The organism is Kordia antarctica, from assembly GCF_009901525.1.
Lineage (GTDB): Bacteria > Bacteroidota > Bacteroidia > Flavobacteriales > Flavobacteriaceae > Kordia > Kordia antarctica.
Window position 1 is genome coordinate 1,717,819 of record NZ_CP019288.1, and the last position, 20,259, is coordinate 1,738,077.

Consider the following 20,259-nt stretch of genomic DNA (forward strand, 5'->3'; position numbering starts at 1 on the left):
TTTATTCTGATTCCCACGGAAACTTCCCAGTGTTTACGAACCTTTTTATTTTATTAATATTTTCTTCATCCGAGAAAACTTCGATGTTTCCCGCTATGGCATCAGCTTTTGATACTTCAGGAAAATCGTCTAAAGTATTCATGTATTTTTTATACCTTTTGATTCCTGTTTTGTTCAATCTGCGAAGGCGTAATAAGTGTTTTCTCAGCAAATTTTTAGAATTTTCTTCGCAAGCATCTGCAAGTCCCCATTCTATTGCTTGTTGCGCTGAAACAGGTTGCGTCATTAAGGTTAAGTAGTTCGCTTTTGCAAATCCCATTCTACGAATTAGAAAAGGTAATACACATGCAGGCATTAAACCAAATAGTAATTCAGAAAGACTGAATATGGTTTTGTCTTCACAAAGTACAATATCACAAGCAGCTACAAATCCTACGCCACCTGCATTTACTTTTCCTCTTACATGCGCAATTGTTACATAAGGTCCAGAAGCTAATCGTGACCAAAGATCGTATAATGCGCCAGGATTTCGTTCTTGCTGACTTATGTCGCCACCAGTTTCTTCTTGAATCGCTTTGAAATCTGCTCCGAAGCAAAATACTTCTGGCAATCCTTCTAACACTATAATTTTAGCGTCTTCTTCACATTTGTCTAGGACTAATTTGAATTCTTCAATCAGACGATCGTTGATCGTATTGTTCTGTTCCGGACGATAGATTTGAAGAAAACAAATGTCATCTTCAAACCGTACTTTTAAGGTATCGTATGTTATGTCGTTTATGATATCCATTCGTATTCTCTATGAAATTCTTTAATTTCTTTTAAAAATAAGGTTTCTTCTCCTAGTGCTTTTCGAGCCTGTGAAATGAAGGTCGTATCTAATTTGGTGTTACGCGTTCCAAATTTGACTGCGTTACTGTTGATTAGTAATTGCTCATATTCTTCAATTGTCAATTCGTACCGCTTGTCTAGCTTTTCTTTAATACCAAGTGCTAGTAGACGTTCTTGTCCTTCTTTGTTCACAACTCCACTGAAAAATTCAGAGCAACATCCAGAACCATAAGAAAAACATCCGATACGTTTTGGTGTATCAAAATTTCCGTTTGCAATTGTACTTACTAGCGATAGTAATGCTGTTGCGCCCATAATATTGGCAACACGTTGACAGTAATCTAATCCTGGCATTACTCTTCTTTGGAAATCTTCTTCTATTTCTTTAAGCGGAGTTTTGGTTACTTTTCCCATGATGTTTCTGTGCGCACCTTTTACCATTCCTCCGAAAGGAGCATGAAAAGCCAAATAATCAAAGCTTGTTTTGTAATCAGCACCTTCTACACGTTTTGCATATTCTAGGTATGCATTTTCACAGCAATCAAGATAAGAAAGCAGTGATAAATCTGAATCTCCTGCATCGCCATCAGCTGTTGGTCGGCACGTATCCATAACTTCATATCCGTAATATCCAGTAGCTCCAACATCTATTTGAAAAATATGTGGTTGATCGCTCACGATCATTGCTACACTTCCTGCGCCACCACTTGGTTCGGCAAAAGACCAATCGGCAGTAAGCGCACTTCCACCTTCTTCTACCATAAATCGTGAAACATCCGTTGCTATGACCAATGCTTTTGCGCCTGGAGAAGTTTGCGATAAGATAAAATTCACCGCAGTTTGAAATCCTGCAATCCCAGAATAACACGCATTTTTTAATTCAAATAAGCGGCAATTTCTATTTAGTCCTAATTGATCGTGAAAATACGTACTCATAGATTTCCCAAAATCAAAAGATGATTCGGTACACGATATGACCATTTCTATGCGATCTCTTTCTTCTGGACTAAGCGCATCTACTATTGGTCTAGCTGCGTTTACGCCAAAGGTAATAGGATCTTCATAAGGTAAGGCCACCGTTTTTTCTTTCATAAGCAGGTTTTCGAATCTGTTCATGTCTAGATTACGATGTGCTGCTAGTTTTTTTACATCTAAGCAAGCCGCACCTGCGTGTACGTTTATTGCTTCAATTCCAACTACTTTCATTTATTTATTTTTTTAGTTTATTAATGGATGGTTTTTTATTCTTTGTTGATTTGTTATTTGTTGATTTGTGTTTACACTGAGCGGAGCCGAAGTGTTGATTTGTCATTTGTGTTCTGTTTTTGTCTTTGCTCTTTGCTCTTTATTCTTTGTTCTCAATTCTCAATTCTCAATTTATTACTAAAAATTATACCCGAAATGCAATCCTGGTTCCCCTATGAAATAGTTATTAAATCTATCTTCTTGCGCTTGAAAGGAATCTGGTAAGTTTGTGTTGACTGGCCAAAAGGTAACCGCAAGTGATGGTTCAATGAAAAATCTATTTTTAAGAAATTTGAACTGATATCCTACACGAAGTGCCGTAAATAATTGAAAACCACTTTGAATTTTGTCACCAGAAAGGTCTAAGTAATTTTGATTCAAAGCTGTCATATGAACCTGCGCATATCCTTGTTTCCATAAGAATCGCTGATACGCTAATCCTGCACCAATTGCTCTAACTTTTCCTGGAAAATCTGAGGCTGCATCGCCATGATCTGGTCCGTAAGGTCTTCCCAAAGGACCGTAGTACGTCCAAGTGATTGCCTCTATAGAAATTACATCTCTTTGAGTAATTCGATATCCAAGATTTATTTGATAAAAATTTGGAGGATCGGAGGCTAAATTCCCTAAAACAAATAAACTACTGCCAATAAAACAATCCCATTGTTTTACATCTTTTTTATCCGAGCTAACTGTGTCATTTTGTGAGTTAACCGTTAAAAAACTAAGCATGAATAACGATACATAAATAAAAATTTTTTTCATAATTTTAAATGTTCAATTTGTTAATTTAATTTTTATACTATTACTATTACTATTAAGCATACAATACTTCCCATGGGATTTTGGAACCTTCAACCCAGAGTTGGGCTATTTTTTCATGATTGTTTTCTTGAATTAATTTTTTGATATATTCTTTTCCATCTCCATCGAGTTTTTCTGCATTTTTGGCTGTTTTACGATCTACAGAATTTCTAAATATTTTTTCGCCTAGAGTGACTCCATTTTTGTTTAAAAACGCATCAATTTGCTTGCTCCAATCTTCGAAAGAATCTGCTACAAAAGCAATACGTTCGCGCATTTCAGAACGACCTATTTGCAATGTAAACGCAACACGTTCTAAGGTTTTTGCACTTTGATCTACTGTTTTGATATAGTCTTGATATTGCGAAAGGTATTTTGTGAGTCCTTCTTCATCGTTTGCCGAAATAACCAATACTCTTTTGTCAGTACTAATCGTAGTTTCATCTTCCAAAATTTGTTCTTGTTCTGGAAATTCTTCTAATAAGATATGAGAGTTTACACCTCCAAAACCAAAACTACTGACTCCTGCTACTCTAGGTTTTCCTGATGGATTTTCCCAATCTCTTGATTCATGCGCAATTTTGAATGGCGTTCCTTCAAGTTGGATATACGGATTCACGGTATCACAATGCAATGATTTTACGATTCTTTTGTTTTTCATTTGCAATATCACTTTTAGTAATCCTGCAATTCCAGCTCCATATTCTAAGTGTCCAATGTTCGATTTGATACTTCCAAGTGTACAATGCGCTTCCCCTTTTGCATCTGGCGAAAGTTCTTTGGCTACCATTTTCAATCCTTCTATTTCAATTGGATCGCCTAATGGAGTTCCAGTTCCATGACATTCTACATAACTCAAACGACTGAAATCTATTTCAGCATCTTTGAAAGCTTGTTTTATAACTGCTGCTTGCGATTTCGGATTCGGTGCAGTCAGCGAATTTGCATGTCCACCATGATTTTCTGAAGTTCCTTTTACAACTGCATAAATTTGATTTCCATCTCTTATGGCATCTTTTAATTTTTTCACCATTAAAACGCCAATTCCTTCTCCTCGTACATATCCATTGGCTTTGTCTGAAAATGTTTTACATCGTCCATCTTCACAGAGCATTCCCGATTTGGAGAAACTAATGTATACATCTGGCGTAAGAAGCGCGTTGACGCCTCCAATAAATGCTTGATCGCAATGTCCTAAATGAATTGCTTCCATTGCTCGATGCAACGCTACAAGACTACTACTACATGCAGTATCAATTGGATTACTTGGTCCGTGCCAATCCATTAAAAAGCTTACTCTGTTTGGACCAACCGAAGGAACCATTCCTGTTGCCGAATATGCTTCAATTGGCATCTCGCTCAATAAATGCACATAACTACTTGGACCGCAACCCATGTATAATCCTGTGTTTGTTCCTCTGAGTTCGTCTGAGGCATATCCTGCATCTTCCATACATTCCCATACATATTGAAGCATTAATCGTTGTTCGGGCGACATGTATATTGCTTCCGCAGGAGAGATTCCAAAAAAGAGCGAATCAAAGTTTCCAATATCTTGGATGAAAGATCCCCATTTACTGATGTCTGGATAATCTTTCCAATCCCATCGATCATTAGGAATTTCGCTAATCATATCTTTTTCTTCCACTAACATTTTCCAGAGTTCGGTAGGATTTTTTGCGCCTCCTATATTACAACTCATTCCAACAATAGCTAAATCTTTATCTCTGTACGAACTTTTGCTTTTATATTTTTGTTTGAAACCGCGCGCAAAACTTGTGATATCTTCTTCTTCCGTTGGAGTTTCTTCTTCTGTTTCTACTGTTTTTGATGTATTGTTCGAGTTTACAGAGAGTAATTTTGAAAAATGCTCTTCATAATTCTCGGTAAGATATTCGCTAAATGCTTGAATATTAGTTGACTCAAATAATACGGTTGGTAATAAGTTTAAATTAAATTTAGCGTTGAATTTATTTATAAAACTTGAAAGTAATATAGAGTCGAACCCAAATTCTGCCCAATCTTCGGTATCATCTAATTGGTCTATTTGTCTTTTTAAATGTGCAGCAACTTGCTCTTTTACATTTTGTAAAATTTGTTTTGCTAAATCGCCTGCTCCCGAATTTTGTCCAGTTTCTTCTGATTGCTGTGTTTTTTGAACAACCTTTTTCTTCTTCTTAGGTTTGTCAAATAAGCTTTTAATATTTTTCTTATTTCCATATAAAACAACAACTTGTTGCGCTTCACTGTTTAAGATTTCTTTTAATGCTATTAATCCAAATTCCCCAGGTAATGGTTTAATTTTAAGTACTTGCTCTAGGTTTTTCTTCGTTTCTGCGTCTAACTGCATTCCGTCACTTTCCCATAAAGGCCAATTGATACTGGCACTTTTCCCGTAACATTCATTATTCTTTACGCGTTCTGCGCGCGCAATCATATATGCATCCATATACGCATTTGCCGCAGCATAATCTGCCTGACCAGCATTTCCTAAAGCTCCAGCAATTGATGAAAACGTAACGAAATAGTCTAGTTTTAATTTTGCTGTTGCTTGATCTAAATAGTCTAAACCTGCAACTTTTGGAGCTAACACCTCATCAATTTCTTTAACTGTTTTTTTCGTTATCAGATTATCTGCATTTGTTCCCGAACAGTGAATGACACCATTAATTTCAGGATGTTTTGCTATTAAATCAGCTACTTCTTTTTGGTTGCTTACATCACAAATATCATATGTAATTTTGATTCCTTTAGCCGTAATTTCTTTTACTATTTCTTTTTTATCGTTGCGAAGTTCACTTCGACCAACAAGAATTAGGTGACAACCTTTGCTTTTTTCGGCAATGTCAAAACAGATAAGTTTTCCAACGCCTCCAAGTCCTCCAGTAATTAAAATATGTTTATTGGATGCCCAGTTTTCATCTGAAGTTTCCGATAATTCTATTTCTGTATGCGTATTATTTACTAGTTTGTTTTCTACTTTTAGATTGAAATCAATTTTAGGATATTCAATAGAAGCTGTTCTTAAAAGACCTATAATTCCTTTCCACGCAGGTTTGTCTTTTGGCAACGAAACTTCAATGGTATGTTGCGGTGTTTTATCTTCAATAAGTTGTTTTACTTTTGAAAATACTGATTTGACTAAATTGTTATAGCTATCACTACCTTTTATTTTAGTTGTGTTAGAATCGTCTGCTTCCGAATCTTCTTCTTCAGACCATTCCGATTTGTAATATACAAGCTGATCTTCTGGCGTATTGATTTCTATTTCACGCGCCATAAAACCTCTTATCATGACTTTTACTTCGCCATTTTCATCAGAAACGGTATAGTCCATTCCGTCATCAGTCTTTACAATATGCGTGTACATATTGTCTGTTAACGCGCCAAAAACAAAAGTGTTTTTTACAGCAAAAGGCACAACATTCGCTTCAGGATTACTCGCCAAAGCTATTCCACCTTGAATAACACTGTCCAACATTCCAGGATCCATCATCATCGTTCTACTGCTCGATCCTGGCAACGATAAATGAACCAACGCTTCTTTGTCGCCAACATGAATAGTTTGGATACCTTGATGACTTGGGCCTAAAAATACTTCTCGTTTTCGCATGTTTTGATAAAACACACTTTTTTCTGGACCAGGTTTATTACATGCTTCTTTTAGCGCATCAAGATCTAGTCTTTCTGGAATATTCTCATCTGCATGCACTTGCTGTTTTTTCTGTACAATAGCTTTCGCTTGAAAGTGCACACCTTGACTCGTACTTACTTCCACTCCAAATTCTCCAGATGCGCCAGGATATACCTTTACTTCCACTTCTCGTTTTTGAGAAACTAGAATTGCTTGCACAAAAACGCTATCTTCTAATACGATCATTTCGTCTTCTGAAATATCGATAGAATTCGCAACAGCAGCTCTAGAAATTTCTAAATATGCCATTCCTGGAAGAATTTTTTGACCTTGTATGATATGATCTGCTAAAAAGAGTTCATTGCCTGTAAACTCAGATGCAAATACACCAACAGGATATTCTTCACTAGCTTTATTAAATTTTGACATAGTCATTTGTTTGATAAATTAAAACTGTACTAATTTGATTATTGAGACACGGTTGCTTGTTGCGACGGTGTTTCAACGGTAGCAATTGCTCTGGCATAAAAGTTTTTTATACGCACAAGCAACGCTCCTTTTCTATTTACGATTTGAATGTTGAATTTTTTAATGTCTGATTGCATATTTCCTTTATGATCTGCAAATTCAACGAAAGCATAACACGTTTGCGTTAACGGACGAATAATCTCTAATTCATCAATTGCAAATGGCAGGTATGATTTATCAGTATTTGTGCTTCCTACTAATCCTGCAACAGTTTGAAGCGCGCCATCTAATAGACTTGGATGCAACATATATTGATCAAAATCAGTTTGTAAATTTGTTGCAATTTCAAGTTTTGCCAACGCAAATGAATCACTAATATGCAATTCACGAACGGTTTGAAAAGCAGCGCCATATTTGATTCCTGATTTCTCAAAAGATTCGTAATAGTTGCTACTCGTTATGGTTGTGTGACATGTATTTGTTAATGCTTCAAGGTCTATTTTTTCATCAACTCCATTGGAATGATTTGAATTATCTTGGTACAATATTTTTCCTTCGCAATGTGTAATTCGCTCGCTAACTTCGTTCAATGAAGTTACTTCATATTGTGTTCCGCTTCCGCTTTGTTTTAGATATGTTTGAATTGATTTAGGAACATCTTGAAATGTTAATGGATGAATCCAAACGATATCTTTGATTTTCTGTACTTTTTTCTCTCCTGCCAAACTTCCTGAAACACTCGCTATTTCAAGAAATCCTGCTCCTGGAAATATTTTTACGCCATTTACTTTGTGATCTTCTGCATAGTATTCAGTATGGTCCAATAACGAACTAAATCCTATTTGACGCAACGTAGAAATGTTATGAGAAACCAATGGATGTAATTGTTCCGTGTTGTTTCTGGCGGTTTTCGTTTGTTTGTTTGTCGGCGTATTATCTGTAATCCAATAGCGTTCTTTTGCAAACGGATAGGTTGGCAAAGAAACTCGTTTTGGCTCATCTACAGTAGTGTACAGATTTTCCCAATCCATTTTTATTCCTTCAATCCAAATTTTAGCAAGCTCCGTTAGATTTTTATTTTCTAGTAAAGAATCAATATGTATCTTTTCTTCTTTGGTAGGATTTTTTATGGTTTGAACCGTTCCTTCTTTTGTTTCAAAGATATTTTTATCTGAAATATCTTGTTTCCAATTTTTTATTTGCTCCATTAATTCTATCCTATTTGAAACAATAAAAGCCAATCGTACTTGCATTGCTTCTCGTCCTGTTTGAAGCGTGTATGCTAAGTCCGCCAGACTAAGATTTCTATTTTCTCCTAAGACAATGAGATATTTATTTACATATTTCAGTAAACTTTCGTTGCTTTTTGCAGAGAATACAATTAAATGCGAACCCGTTTCTTTTGGTTTTTCTACCTTAGTTTTAGCATCCACAAATTCCTCTAAAACTAAACACGCATTTACGCCACCAGCACCAAATGAGTTGATGAGCGCGCGTCGTGGCACATTTGGCAAATGTTCCCACTTTGATAAGGTATGTTGCAGATAGAAAGGCGATTTTTCAAAGTTTATATTCGGATTTACCTCTTCCGAGTTGATTGTCGGCGCAAGTAATTTATGTTTTAATTGCAAGAGAATTTTTGTAACTCCAGCAATTCCAGCTGCCGATTCTGTATGTCCAATGTTGGCTTTGACAGAACCTATAGAACAGAATTGTTTCTTTTCTACTTTAGATTTGAAAGCATTGTTTAAGGATAATATTTCCAAACTATCGCCCAATTGCGTTCCCGTTCCGTGTCCTTCCACATAACTAATTGTTTCAGGATGTACTTTTGCATTTTGCAACGTTTCTTCAATTAGTGTTGCTTGCGAGTTCGGATTTGGTGCCGAATAGCCATTTGAGCTTCCGCCATGTCCAACTGCACTTCCTTTTACAACTGCGTAAATATGATCTTTGTCTGCGATTGCTTTACTCAACGGTTTTAGTAATACGGAACCTACGCCTTCTCCAGGAACAAATCCGTCATCGCCTGCGCCAAAACTGTAATTTTTATTTCCTTTGGCAAGCATTCCTTTTTTACATAAAGAATGATATTTGGAATGATGTAAATATAAGTTTACGCCTCCAGCAATGGCTACTTGACATTCTTTTTTCCGAAGACTTTCGCACGCCATGTGAATGGATACTAACGACGATGAACATGCCGTATCAATTGGCATACTTGGTCCTTGAAAATCCATTAAATACGAGACTCTGTTTGCTATTGACCAAGTTAATGAACTAGAGTTTAAGTAATTACCTTTGTTCCATTCGTCTAAAGCGATTAGATTATACGTGTGCGTTGTTACGCCTACAAATACGCCAACATCGGAACCTTTGCCTTTGCTGTAATGCGTTTTTAAACTATTTTTAGTGTATCCGGCATCTTCAATAGTTCCCCAAACTGATTCTAAAAATAATCGTTCTTGCGGATCCATCATATTCGCATCTTCCGTAGTGATGTTGAAGAATTTAGGATCAAATTTGTCTACATCTTTTATAAATCCTCCCCATTTGCTATAAATTTTCCCTTCGGTAGATTTTTCAGGATTTTCATCATAATATGCTTCACAATCCCAACGATCTTCTGGAACTACATCTACTAAGTTTTTTCCTTTTTTGATGTTTTCCCAGTATTTATTTACGTCTTCCGATTTTGGATAGATTCCATGAACACCAATAATTGCGATTGGTTCATTTTCAACATGAGAATCAATTCCTTTTTCTTCTGTGTATGCTGGCGTTGCAACTACTTTGGTTTCTTTCGTTACAATTGCTACCTCAACATTTTTTGGAGACATATCAAACAACTTTATGAGTTGCTGTTTTGCTTCTACATGTAAATGTGCGGATAATTCTTTGATCGTTGGAAACTCATATAACAATGTTTTTGATTGAGAACCAAGATCTTTTTCTATCGTAAGATTTATTCTTCCAATAATAATGGAATCTATACCAAATGCATCAAATTTTTCGTCACTATCTATACGTGCTGGATCTAGTTTTATTTCTGTTCCAATAAGTTCTTTTAGATATGTTTCTGTTTTTTCTAATAAAACGGAAGTGTCTATTACTGAAATATCTATTGTGGTTGAAACTGCTTTACTTTCTTCGTTTTCATTTGTTGTTTCCTGTTGAAGATACGCACTAATTTTTGATGCTTTTCCATATAAAGCAACTCCTTGCGTGATGTCTGAACATAGAAATTGTTCAAAATATTCGAGTCCAATAGCTGTTTCAATAGGATAAATTCCGATGAGTTTTTTTCCTTGTTCTATTTCATTTTCTGGAAGTTGTATGCCTCCATCTTTCCAAAATGGCCAGTTTATAGAAAGTGTTTTACCAAAACGTTCGTTATCATTTGCTAAGGTATTTCTGTATCCAGCGAAAGCGTCTAAAAAGTGATTTCCGTATGCATAATCACATTGCCCAAAGTTCCCTAATACGCCAGCAATGGAAGAGAATAGTACAAATAAATCTAAATTTTCGTCTTTAGTAGCTTTATCCAAATTGATTGCTCCATAAACTTTCGGGTCAATCACTTGTTGCATTTCTTCCGTAGTCTTCTTTAAAATAAAACTATCTCTACTTACACCAGCACTGTGAATGATTCCATTGATATGAGAAAATTTGTCTTTGGTTACTTTCACAAGCATTTCCATGTCTTCCAGATTTGTAACATCTGCCTGAATGTAATATGCTTCTGTATTGAATGCTTTTAGTTTGTCAAGTTTTTCTTGATGCTTTTCATTTAGAGGCGATCTTCCAAAAAGCACTAATTTACATTGAAACTTTTTGGCTAGATATTCGCTAAATAGATAACCTAATCCGCCAATTCCGCCAGAGATAAGATAGACTCCGTTGTGTTTTATTGGCAAATCCGTTAGGTTGTTTTGCGCAGGCGTAAACGAAGTTAACGTTCTAATGTAACGTTTGTACTGATTGTTTTTGTGGAATATATATTTTACTTCATTTTTATTCCAGTTTTCATCTTCAAATTCATTGGTAGTTAATTGCAGTTTATCTGAAACATTTATTTGATCTTCTTTTTTGTGATCAAGCAGTATAATTTTAGCCTGATATTTTGGATTTTCTAACGTAAGTGTTTTGAAAAACCCTCCAAGAGCTTCATTCAATGGAGTTTCTAAAGTATCAGTATTTGGAAGAAGCGTTAGTATTTTGAGTGGTTTTTGCGTTTTTAATCGCATCAACGCTTTACTCAAGAAAAAGAGTGCATATATTCCTGAATTCAGCTGTTGTGTTACGCCGCTTTTTTCTTCCAGCGAAAGCTGTAAAGAACTTTGATAAATTATTTTAGAAGGAAGTAATTTTTTGTTTTCCAACGTTTCAAGAAGCTGAATGAAATCTTCTTCACGTTCTTGGTTTATACTATAAACGTTTGCGTCTAATTCTTCAAATACACCACCTAGTTTTACAAAGACAATATTGTTTTCGTCCTGCGACTGATTGTACTTATTTTTATACGTCTTGAATAATTCACCATTGACATCAAATATTAATACCGGACCATTTAGTTTCGCTTCATCTTCAGAATTTTGCGCTAATGTCATTGCTTCCCAACGTGTACGATAATACTGTTTTGAAGGTTTTTCTTCGCTCTGTTTTATGACATCAGCACTGATAATCGTGTCCGTTAAGTTATCAACTATACTATCTGCAATGGAATCAGTGAGCGTATCTAGTATTTCTAAATTCTGTGGTTTTGGTGCCCAATATTTTTCTTTCGCAAAAGGATATGTTGGTAAATTTATACGGTTTGGTTTGTGATCTCCGTAGAATTTATTCCAATCCAATTCAAAACCATTTGCCCAAATTTCGGCTAGTTTTGTATTATTTTTGGCAGTAATCCATTCGTCTACCAGTTTTTCAAAAGCTTCGTCAGCTTCAAATGTTTCTGCATTTTTAGACGATTTTGTTGTGTATAGATTTGGGATGTTTCCAGTTCCAATAATATATTCTTCAAGTTTATCACAAAGTTGCGCTACTGAATTGACAACAATTGCTACACGCTTTTTCATTTCTTCTCTCCCAACTTGAAGCGTATATGCTACATCTTCAAGATTAATTGATGATTTTTTTGATGAGATATGATCATATAAATCAGTAACTTTTTGTTGTAATTGATCTTCTGTGCGCGCCGAAATTGCGATCAGTACACCAGAAGCATCAATTGCAGGACGTTTGTTAGCATCATTTTTTTCTTGCGGATATTCTTCAATAACCACGTGTGCATTGGTTCCGCTGAAGCCAAAAGCACTAATTGCAGCTCTACGCAACGGACTTTCAATACCTGGAAGCTGATTCCATTCTTTTGTCTCTCTTGAAATGTAAAATGGTGATTTTTCAAAATCGAAGATCACATTTTCTTTTTCAACATTTAAACTCGGCACTAAAGTTTTGTTTTGCATAGAAAGCAATACTTTGTGCAAACTTGCCATTCCTGCCGCTCCAGAGGTGTGTCCTAAATTACTTTTTACAGAACCAATAGCGCAATAATTACGTTTATCAGTTTTTTCACTGAAAGAGGTTGATAAAGCTTCCAATTCTATCGGATCGCCCAATTTTGTTCCTGTTCCGTGCGCTTCTACATAACTTATCGTAGCTGGATCAATGTTATATCGGGAATAAATTTCGCGTTCTAATTCTATTTGACTGTTTACACTTGGCGCGGTAATTCCGTTGGTTTTTCCATCTTGATTAATACCTGATCCAAGAATAACTCCATATATATGATCGTTGTCTCTTTCTGCATCTTTTAATCGTTTGAGTACAACTGCTCCTGCGCCTTCTCCTGGAACGAATCCGTTTGCCGAATCGTCAAATGTTTTACATTGCCCTTCGGCTGATAACATACCTGCTTGGCACATTCCGAAATACGATTCTGGTGCTAAATATAAACTAACTCCACCAGCAAGTGCCATGTCAATTTCGTTGTTTAAAAGTCCTTGACATGCTACGTGCATTGCTACTAATGATGAGGAACATGCAGTATCAAAAGGAATTGCAGGACCTTTTAAGTTTAGAAAGTAAGAAATCCGTGCCGCGCCAATTGCAAAACTATTTGCCGTCGTGTTTACAGACGAATTAGATTCATCTTTAGACATGATATAGGAATATTCATTACTCATAATTCCCATGTACACGCCACATTTTTCGTCGCTCAACGTTTTTCGTGCATATCCAGCATCTTCAAAAGCTTTGTAACTTTCTTCTAAGAAAATACGATGTTGCGGATCCATCGTTTCTGCTTCCGCTGGAGAAATTTGAAAGAATAAAGGATCAAAACAATCTACATCGTCCAACATTCCTAACCATTTGCAATAGATTTTATCTTTTTTCGTCGGATCTGGATCGTAATGTTTATCAACGTCCCAACGAGATTTTGGAATTTCTACGACTGAGTTTTTACCAGCTTTTAAATTTTCCCAATATTGATCTAAGTTTTTTGCTTGCGGATATCTTCCAGAGATTCCGACAATGGCAATTTTTTCATCTTCAAAACCCTTTTCAGATTTTACAACCTTTTCAACCTGCTTTTCACGTGTCTTTTTAGTAAGTGTTGGAAACGATTTTAAACTGTTTAGCGTTGCACTAGATTGCGGTTGTGGTTCAGCTATTACTTGTATTGGTGATTGTATCTGTACTTTCGGTTTAACGACTGCTTCAACTTTAATTGATGGTTTCGCTTCAATAGGTGTTTGTGTAGGTTTTTCTTCAACAACTGAAGTTGGTTTGTTTGCTAATTCTTTAACTAAAAACGCCGTTAATTCATTGACTGTTGAATAGTCGTAAACTTTTGTCGACGAAAGTTCAAGACCGAATTCTTTATTGATAGCTTTTATCCACTCCACACCAACAATGGAATCCAGACCTATGTCTGTAAACGATTTGTCAGCGTCTATTTCAGAAGGCTCTAAATAAAGTGCCGCAGCGAGACTTTTGATTAGAGAATTCTGTATTTGTATCTTGGTTAAACTATTCATTTTTGGCTTTTGTTGAGTGTTCTTTGTGTGGTTATATTTTGTTTCCCGTAGGTATTTTGATAGACTGAATCTTTACGAAACTGTTGTTGATGTTCCTTGCTTTGAACTTACTTCTTTAGTTAAAAATTTCGCAAGTTCATTGATGGTAGCGTAATCGTATATTTTTGTGGAAGACAACTCCATATCTAGATTTTTGTTGATTATTTTTATCCATTCAACACCAACAATAGAATCTAAACCAATGTCTGTAAATGATTTGTCTGGGTCAATTTCAGAAGATTCTAAGTACAGCGATTTCGCCAATGTATTTATAAGCATTTGTTTTAGTTGCTCTTTTGATTGTCCCGAACCTTTTTCACTGACAACTTCCGTGGGTTTTGGTGTTACTGCATCGTTAGAAATATTCGAAGTTGAATCAGTATCTGGAATTGTTATTTTTCGAAGTTTGACTTCTGTTTTACTTCCGGAACTAGAAGCTTCCGCTAGATTGTTTAACTGTATTTTCGGAGCTTCAATCGTTTTAACACTTATTGTAGCATCTTCTACTTTTTGCGCAATACCTAAAGTTACAGTTGTTGGCTTTTCTGAAATTCTTTTTAATACAATTGAATTTTGTGAATTGAAATCACTCAGTTTTACAGCACTTGGTTTGTCCAATTCTGAAATCGAAATTGTTTCTACTTTTGGAATTAAATTGATTGCTGTATTTGCATGAAGCACTTCGTTCAATTCAATTTGTTGCAACTGTAAACCTATAATTTGCGCACAAACATTTCCGTTAGCATCACATATATCTGCATCAATACAAATCGTATTGTTTGAAGCATCATTTTGTGCATATCGAACAAAAACTGACATTTCTTTTTCGAACGCTTTGTGTATAATAATTGAATCCGTTGAAACTGGCGTAAATGTATGATTTGCAACGAGTTTCAAATCTGTATGCAAACAGATTGACGCTTGCACTACACTATCTAAAATAGTTGGATGCAATACGAAATCTGCTTCGCTTTCTTCAATTACTTTAGGCAACCGAATTTCCGCTAAAAGCTGATTTTGACTGCGATATATAGCTTCAATTACTTGCGTTGTTGTTCCATAATTAAAACCTATCTGACTGAAAGCATTGTATACATCTTTTGCTTCCCAAGTTTTTTTCTCCAATTGATTTTTTAAATCTTCTAAGTCATAGCGAATTGCTTGTTGTTTATCTACATAAACTGCCAAACCTTGCGAATGAATAATTTCGCCGCCATTGGTACCGCTATATATTTCAAAGTCAATTTGATCATTTGCCGTTTTGAATAAAGCAATATCAATTTTTGTATTTCCGTTAAGGACAAATGGTTTTCCCCATGATATTTCGCGCAATTCAAAAGAAGTTGAAGCATCCAATATTGGTTTTGCACGTTCAATTGCCGCACGAGCCATTTCTAAAGCTGCCAAAGCCGGCAATGCTTTTTGAGCATCTTCTCCATTGAGTTTTAATTGGTAATCTTTTATAAAAAATTCTTCACCACTAAAAATTGTACTATAGGTGTGTTGCTCTAAATCAGATGTATTTGCATGTACTAATGGATGTAATATTGTAGCAACATTCTCTTTTACTTCAAGTTTTCCTCTTAATTCAGGTGCATTCCAATATTTCTCTTTTGCAAACGGATATGTTGGTAAACTTAGTAATTGAATTTTTTCATCGTTGTAAAACTTGTTCCAATCTAAATTCAATCCTTTCGCCCAAAGTCCAACTATCTTATCATATTTTTCTTGAGTAATCCATTTTGCAATCGTTTCTTCAAAATCGGTATCTGTATTAAAAAGCGAGATTGTTTCCTTGTTTTGCTGCACTTGTCCGTGAAATACACCTTCAATTTGTTCTTCTCCGTTCACAAACGCTTTCAGTTTCTCTAGTAATTCTTCAATTGAATTCACTATAAAACCAACACGTTCGTCCATCGCTTCTCTTCCTATTTGCAATGTATATGCTAATTGAAATAGATCGATTTTTTCTTCAGATGATGCGTGCGTGCGTTCAATAAAATTATAAAGTTCATGTACTTTTTGTTTTAATTGCTCATCAATTCTAGCTGATAATGGCACAATTGCATACGGACTATTTAGTATAGTTTCATTTACAGTAGTATCATATTCTTGAATGATGATATGCGCGTTAGATCCGCCAGCGCCAAAAGAAGATAATCCTGCGGTACGTGGTATTTGTTTTCCGTCAACTGTTGGTTTCTCCCAATTTCTTAAGGTTTGATTGATCTCAAACGGAGACTTTTCAAAATCTATATTAGGATTCAATTTTGCTGAATGCAACGATGGAACAATTTGTTTATACTTCATTTGAAGCAACACTTTTGTAAGACCTGCAATTCCTGCCGCAGATTCACAATGTCCAATATTGGATTTGGAAGATCCTACCAAACAACGACTTTCGCCTGCTTTTAACTGATATCCTTTAGTTAATGCTGTAATTTCTATCGGATCGCCCAATTTTGTTCCTGTTCCGTGTGCTTCTACAAAGCTAATATGTTTCGGATCTGTTCCAGATTCTCGCAACGCTCTCGAAATTGCACTTGCTTGTGCATTCGGATTTGGAACTGTATAACCGTTCGTTTTTCCACCGTGATTTAATGCACTTCCTTTTATAATTCCGTAAATATGATTTTTATCTTTTACTGCTTCTGATAATTTTTTCAGTACAACTGCGCCAACACCTTCTCCCGGAATATATCCGTCGCCGCCTTCACCAAAACTCTGGCAATGTCCGTCACTCGATATAAATTGCCCAGAACTTAGCATGCTGTATTTGTTAGCATCAATACTCACATTTACGCCTCCAGCAATGGCTAAATTTGTACGTCCCATTTTGAGATCCTGACACGCCAAATGAATTGCTGTTAATGAAGAAGAACACATTGTATCTAATGTCATACTTGGTCCGTGAAGGTTTAGGAAATACGAAACTCTGTTCGCAATACTTGCCAAACTTCCCGATAAATTGTATTCTCCATACATGACTCCAACATAGACTCCAACTTGTCCTGCTTGGTCGTTTTCAACAGGAATTTGCAATCGTTCTCGTGTAAAACCTGCATCTTCAACCGCCATCCACGCATGTTGTAAAAACAAACGTTCTTGCGGATCAATGTAACTTGCTTCTCGTGGAGAAATATTAAAAAACCTTGGATCAAACTCATCTACACCTGAAATAAATCCGCCCCATTTACTGGAATGTTTCCCCGGATTCTTTTTATCATCTGTGTAATAATCTCTCCAATCCCAACGCTGTGCTGGCACTTCTGTGACACAATCTTTTCCATCGCGAAGATTGTTCCAATAGGTTTCAATATCCATTGATGCTGGATAACGACCACTTAAACCAACAATTGCAATGGGTTCGTTGTGAATTTCTTGTGACGAATTAGTGTTTGTATTATTATTACTATTAGATTGTCGCTGAAAATTTCGTAATCCGCCTCTTTGTCTTCCTGTTACTTCAACTTTCTTAGTTTCCGTTACAACAATTGGTTCTGCTACTTTTTTGGCAGTTGGTGTTGGAATTGACAAAACAGTTGCCAATTTATCTTGAAAATTCTCTGAGATATATTCGCTTAGTTCATCAATCGTTTGATATTCAAAAAATAGCGTTTTAGATAAGTTTCCAAACGTTTTTTCAAGTTTTCCTGTCAGATTCATGGCAACTACAGAGTCAATTCCGTAGCGTTCTAAAGCTGCACTTGTATCTATTTTATGAACTGCTATTTTTAATACTGACGAGAATTCTTTACGTATATATTCGCGTGTTTTTGCTAGTAAATTATCTGGAATTGCTCCTACAGTTTCAGCTTCTGGTTTGCTAACTGTTTCTGTTTTTGGTGTGATGATCGCTGCTTCTACTCCAACAATTGGTTTATTAATCAATAACTGACGTACTTTCTTCAAATCGCCTTCAATGACTAACATTTGAGAAAGACCAAGTTCCATACTTTGATAGAAAGCCAATTTCCCTGTGGCAGTTTGCAATGGAAATACGCCCGTTTCGCGTTGCATTGCGTCCATGACTTCTTGGTTGAGGTTCATTCCACCACTTTCCCACAAAGGCCAATTGATCGCATATAATTGAGTATTATTTTCTTTCTGACTGTTTCTATACGTTGCTAGTTGGTCTAAAAACCCGTTTGCAACTGCATAATCCGATTGCCCAGGATTCCCTAATAAGGAAACTCCCGAAGAAAAGAATACCATGAAATCCATGTCAATATCTTTAGTAGCCGAATCCAAATTGAACGTTCCTGTTACTTTTGGCTCCAATACTTGTTGGAATTCTTTGGTTGTTTTTTTCAGAATATAATTATCTGAAATCATTCCTGCTGAATGAATAATTCCGTTTAATTGTTTGTGTTCAGTAATTACAGCATCTACACATTTTTGTACTTCTTTTAGGTTTAAAATATCTAGTTGACGATATTCAACTCTATTTTTATTTCCAGCTAATGCTTCAAGCTTGGCAGATTTGTCTTTGCTTATCGCAGAACGACCAGTTAGAATAACTTTCGCTGTTGTTGTTTGTTGAAGAATTTCCTCTGCGAATAGCTTTCCTAAACCTCCAAAACCTCCAGTAATGATGTAAACACCTTGTTCTTTAAACGATATTTTTGGTTCTTTTTCTACAGTTTCAATTTCTTTTAATTGCAATACATATCGCTTTCCACTTTCATATTTTACAACCGTATCATTCGAATTTGTTAGATTGAAACGCAATTGACCAACCAAAGTTTCTAACGATTGTTTTTTATCTGTAAAGATGATTTGACCAGAAAACTGAGGATTTTCCAACGCTGCCGTTTTCAACATTCCTGAAATTCCTGCTAATAGTTCATTTTCAGCTTCATTCCCAATAACGAGTTGCACATGTACTTTTCCTTTGTGCTTGCTTTTGAGTACATTTTGAATGTTTTCAAAGCAATTCAAAGCAACTTCACTATATTTTTCAGCAATATTCTTTCCCTCAGCAATTGTAATTGCGGAACAATTGGTATTCGGAAAACTCTTTTCAAGTTCTTTTGTAGCTATCTCCGATAAATTGTACGCAATGATTTCTTTGTGAATAAATGTATCTTCCTTTATAAGTGAGCTTTTCTCTTCAATAGTAGCTTCCCAAATTTGTTTTGCAAATAATGTAGCTGTTTCAAGATTTGCTGGTGCTACCTTTTTACTTTCGGTTGTAAATGTTTTTGAAGTAAATCCTTTGAGTTTTACACAAATATTCCCTTCCGAATCATAAACATCAATGTCTAATTTTATAATTTTATCTTCAGCCTTACTACCTTTTGCATAATTAACTAACACATACATTTCTTTGGTACACGCTGCAATCACACGAATGTTCTCCAAGGCAAAAGGAACCATTGGACTTTCACCAAGATTGTTTAAGTCTTCTGTTAACCCAATGCTAGCTTGCAAAGCGCCATCTAATAAACTTGGATGTAATATATATTTGTCTTGCGCTGCTACAAATTCCTCAGCCAATTCTAATTTCGCCAATAATTGATTTTCTCCTTGATATATTTTTGAAACTACTCTGTGCGCCGCGCCGTATGCTAATCCCAAAGAATCGTAGGCTGCATAAATAGCATCAGAATTAAGTTCTCCGCGTTTCATTTCTGATTTGGCTTGCTCAATATCGAATACTTCTACTGCTGTTTTATCCAAATAATCAAGTTGTCCTTGACAATGAACAACCTCATCAGTGCCAGTGTCTTGACTGTAAATTTCGAAGTCTATCTTTCCATCTTCTGTAGTTGTTAATGCAATATTGAGTTGCTTAGTTTCTAATGAGAAAAACGGCTTTAACCAAACAATATTTTGAATTTCTAATACACTCGATTCGGTCAATTTTGGCAATGCATTTTCTATCGCTACACGCGCCATTTCCAAATATGCAACGCCTGGCAATACTTTAGCAAATTGATTTTCGCCAAGTTTTACTTTGTGATCTTCAAGAAAAGATTCATCTCCAGTTAAAACAGTACTATAACTTTGCTGATATAAATCTGAAGTATTGGTGTGCAACAGCGGATGAATTTCCGTTGCCACCGTGGTTTTAGATGAATTTTGAGAAAACTGCTTTATCAGTGACAATGCGTTTCCTTTGGATAGTCTCTTTTGTTTTAATTCTGAAACTATGTACTCAATAAAATTTATCATTTTATGGTTTCTTTTAAT

At 35.7% G+C, this 20,259-nt stretch carries 6 protein-coding genes; all 6 read right to left on the reverse strand.

The window, feature by feature from the left end; genetic code table 11:
• Window position 1: 1 nt before the first annotated feature.
• Window positions 2–790 (reverse strand): enoyl-CoA hydratase/isomerase, encoded by a 789-nt coding sequence (locus tag IMCC3317_RS07020; RefSeq protein WP_160128821.1) that lies wholly within the window; start codon window positions 788–790, stop codon window positions 2–4.
• Window positions 778–2,037, reverse strand: a complete 1,260-nt coding sequence (locus IMCC3317_RS07025) for a hydroxymethylglutaryl-CoA synthase family protein (RefSeq protein WP_160128822.1) — start codon at window positions 2,035–2,037, stop codon at window positions 778–780. The genes IMCC3317_RS07020 and IMCC3317_RS07025 overlap by 13 nt, the downstream gene beginning before the upstream one ends.
• Before the next feature lie 177 nt (window positions 2,038–2,214).
• On the reverse strand, window positions 2,215–2,841 hold the full coding sequence (locus IMCC3317_RS07030) for a hypothetical protein (RefSeq protein ID WP_160128823.1): 627 nt from the start codon (window positions 2,839–2,841) through the stop codon (window positions 2,215–2,217).
• Window positions 2,842–2,893: 52 nt separating this feature from the next.
• Entirely contained in the window at window positions 2,894–6,943 is a 4,050-nt protein-coding gene (locus tag IMCC3317_RS07035; RefSeq protein WP_160128824.1) for an SDR family NAD(P)-dependent oxidoreductase, read from the reverse strand.
• A 38-nt stretch (window positions 6,944–6,981) separates the two neighbouring features.
• Complete coding sequence (locus IMCC3317_RS07040) at window positions 6,982–14,025, reverse strand: SDR family NAD(P)-dependent oxidoreductase (RefSeq protein ID WP_160128825.1); 7,044 nt, start codon at window positions 14,023–14,025, stop codon at window positions 6,982–6,984.
• Between the two features lie 72 nt (window positions 14,026–14,097).
• Entirely contained in the window at window positions 14,098–20,241 is a 6,144-nt protein-coding gene (locus IMCC3317_RS07045) for an SDR family NAD(P)-dependent oxidoreductase (RefSeq protein ID WP_160128826.1), read from the reverse strand.
• Window positions 20,242–20,259 lie beyond the last annotated feature (18 nt).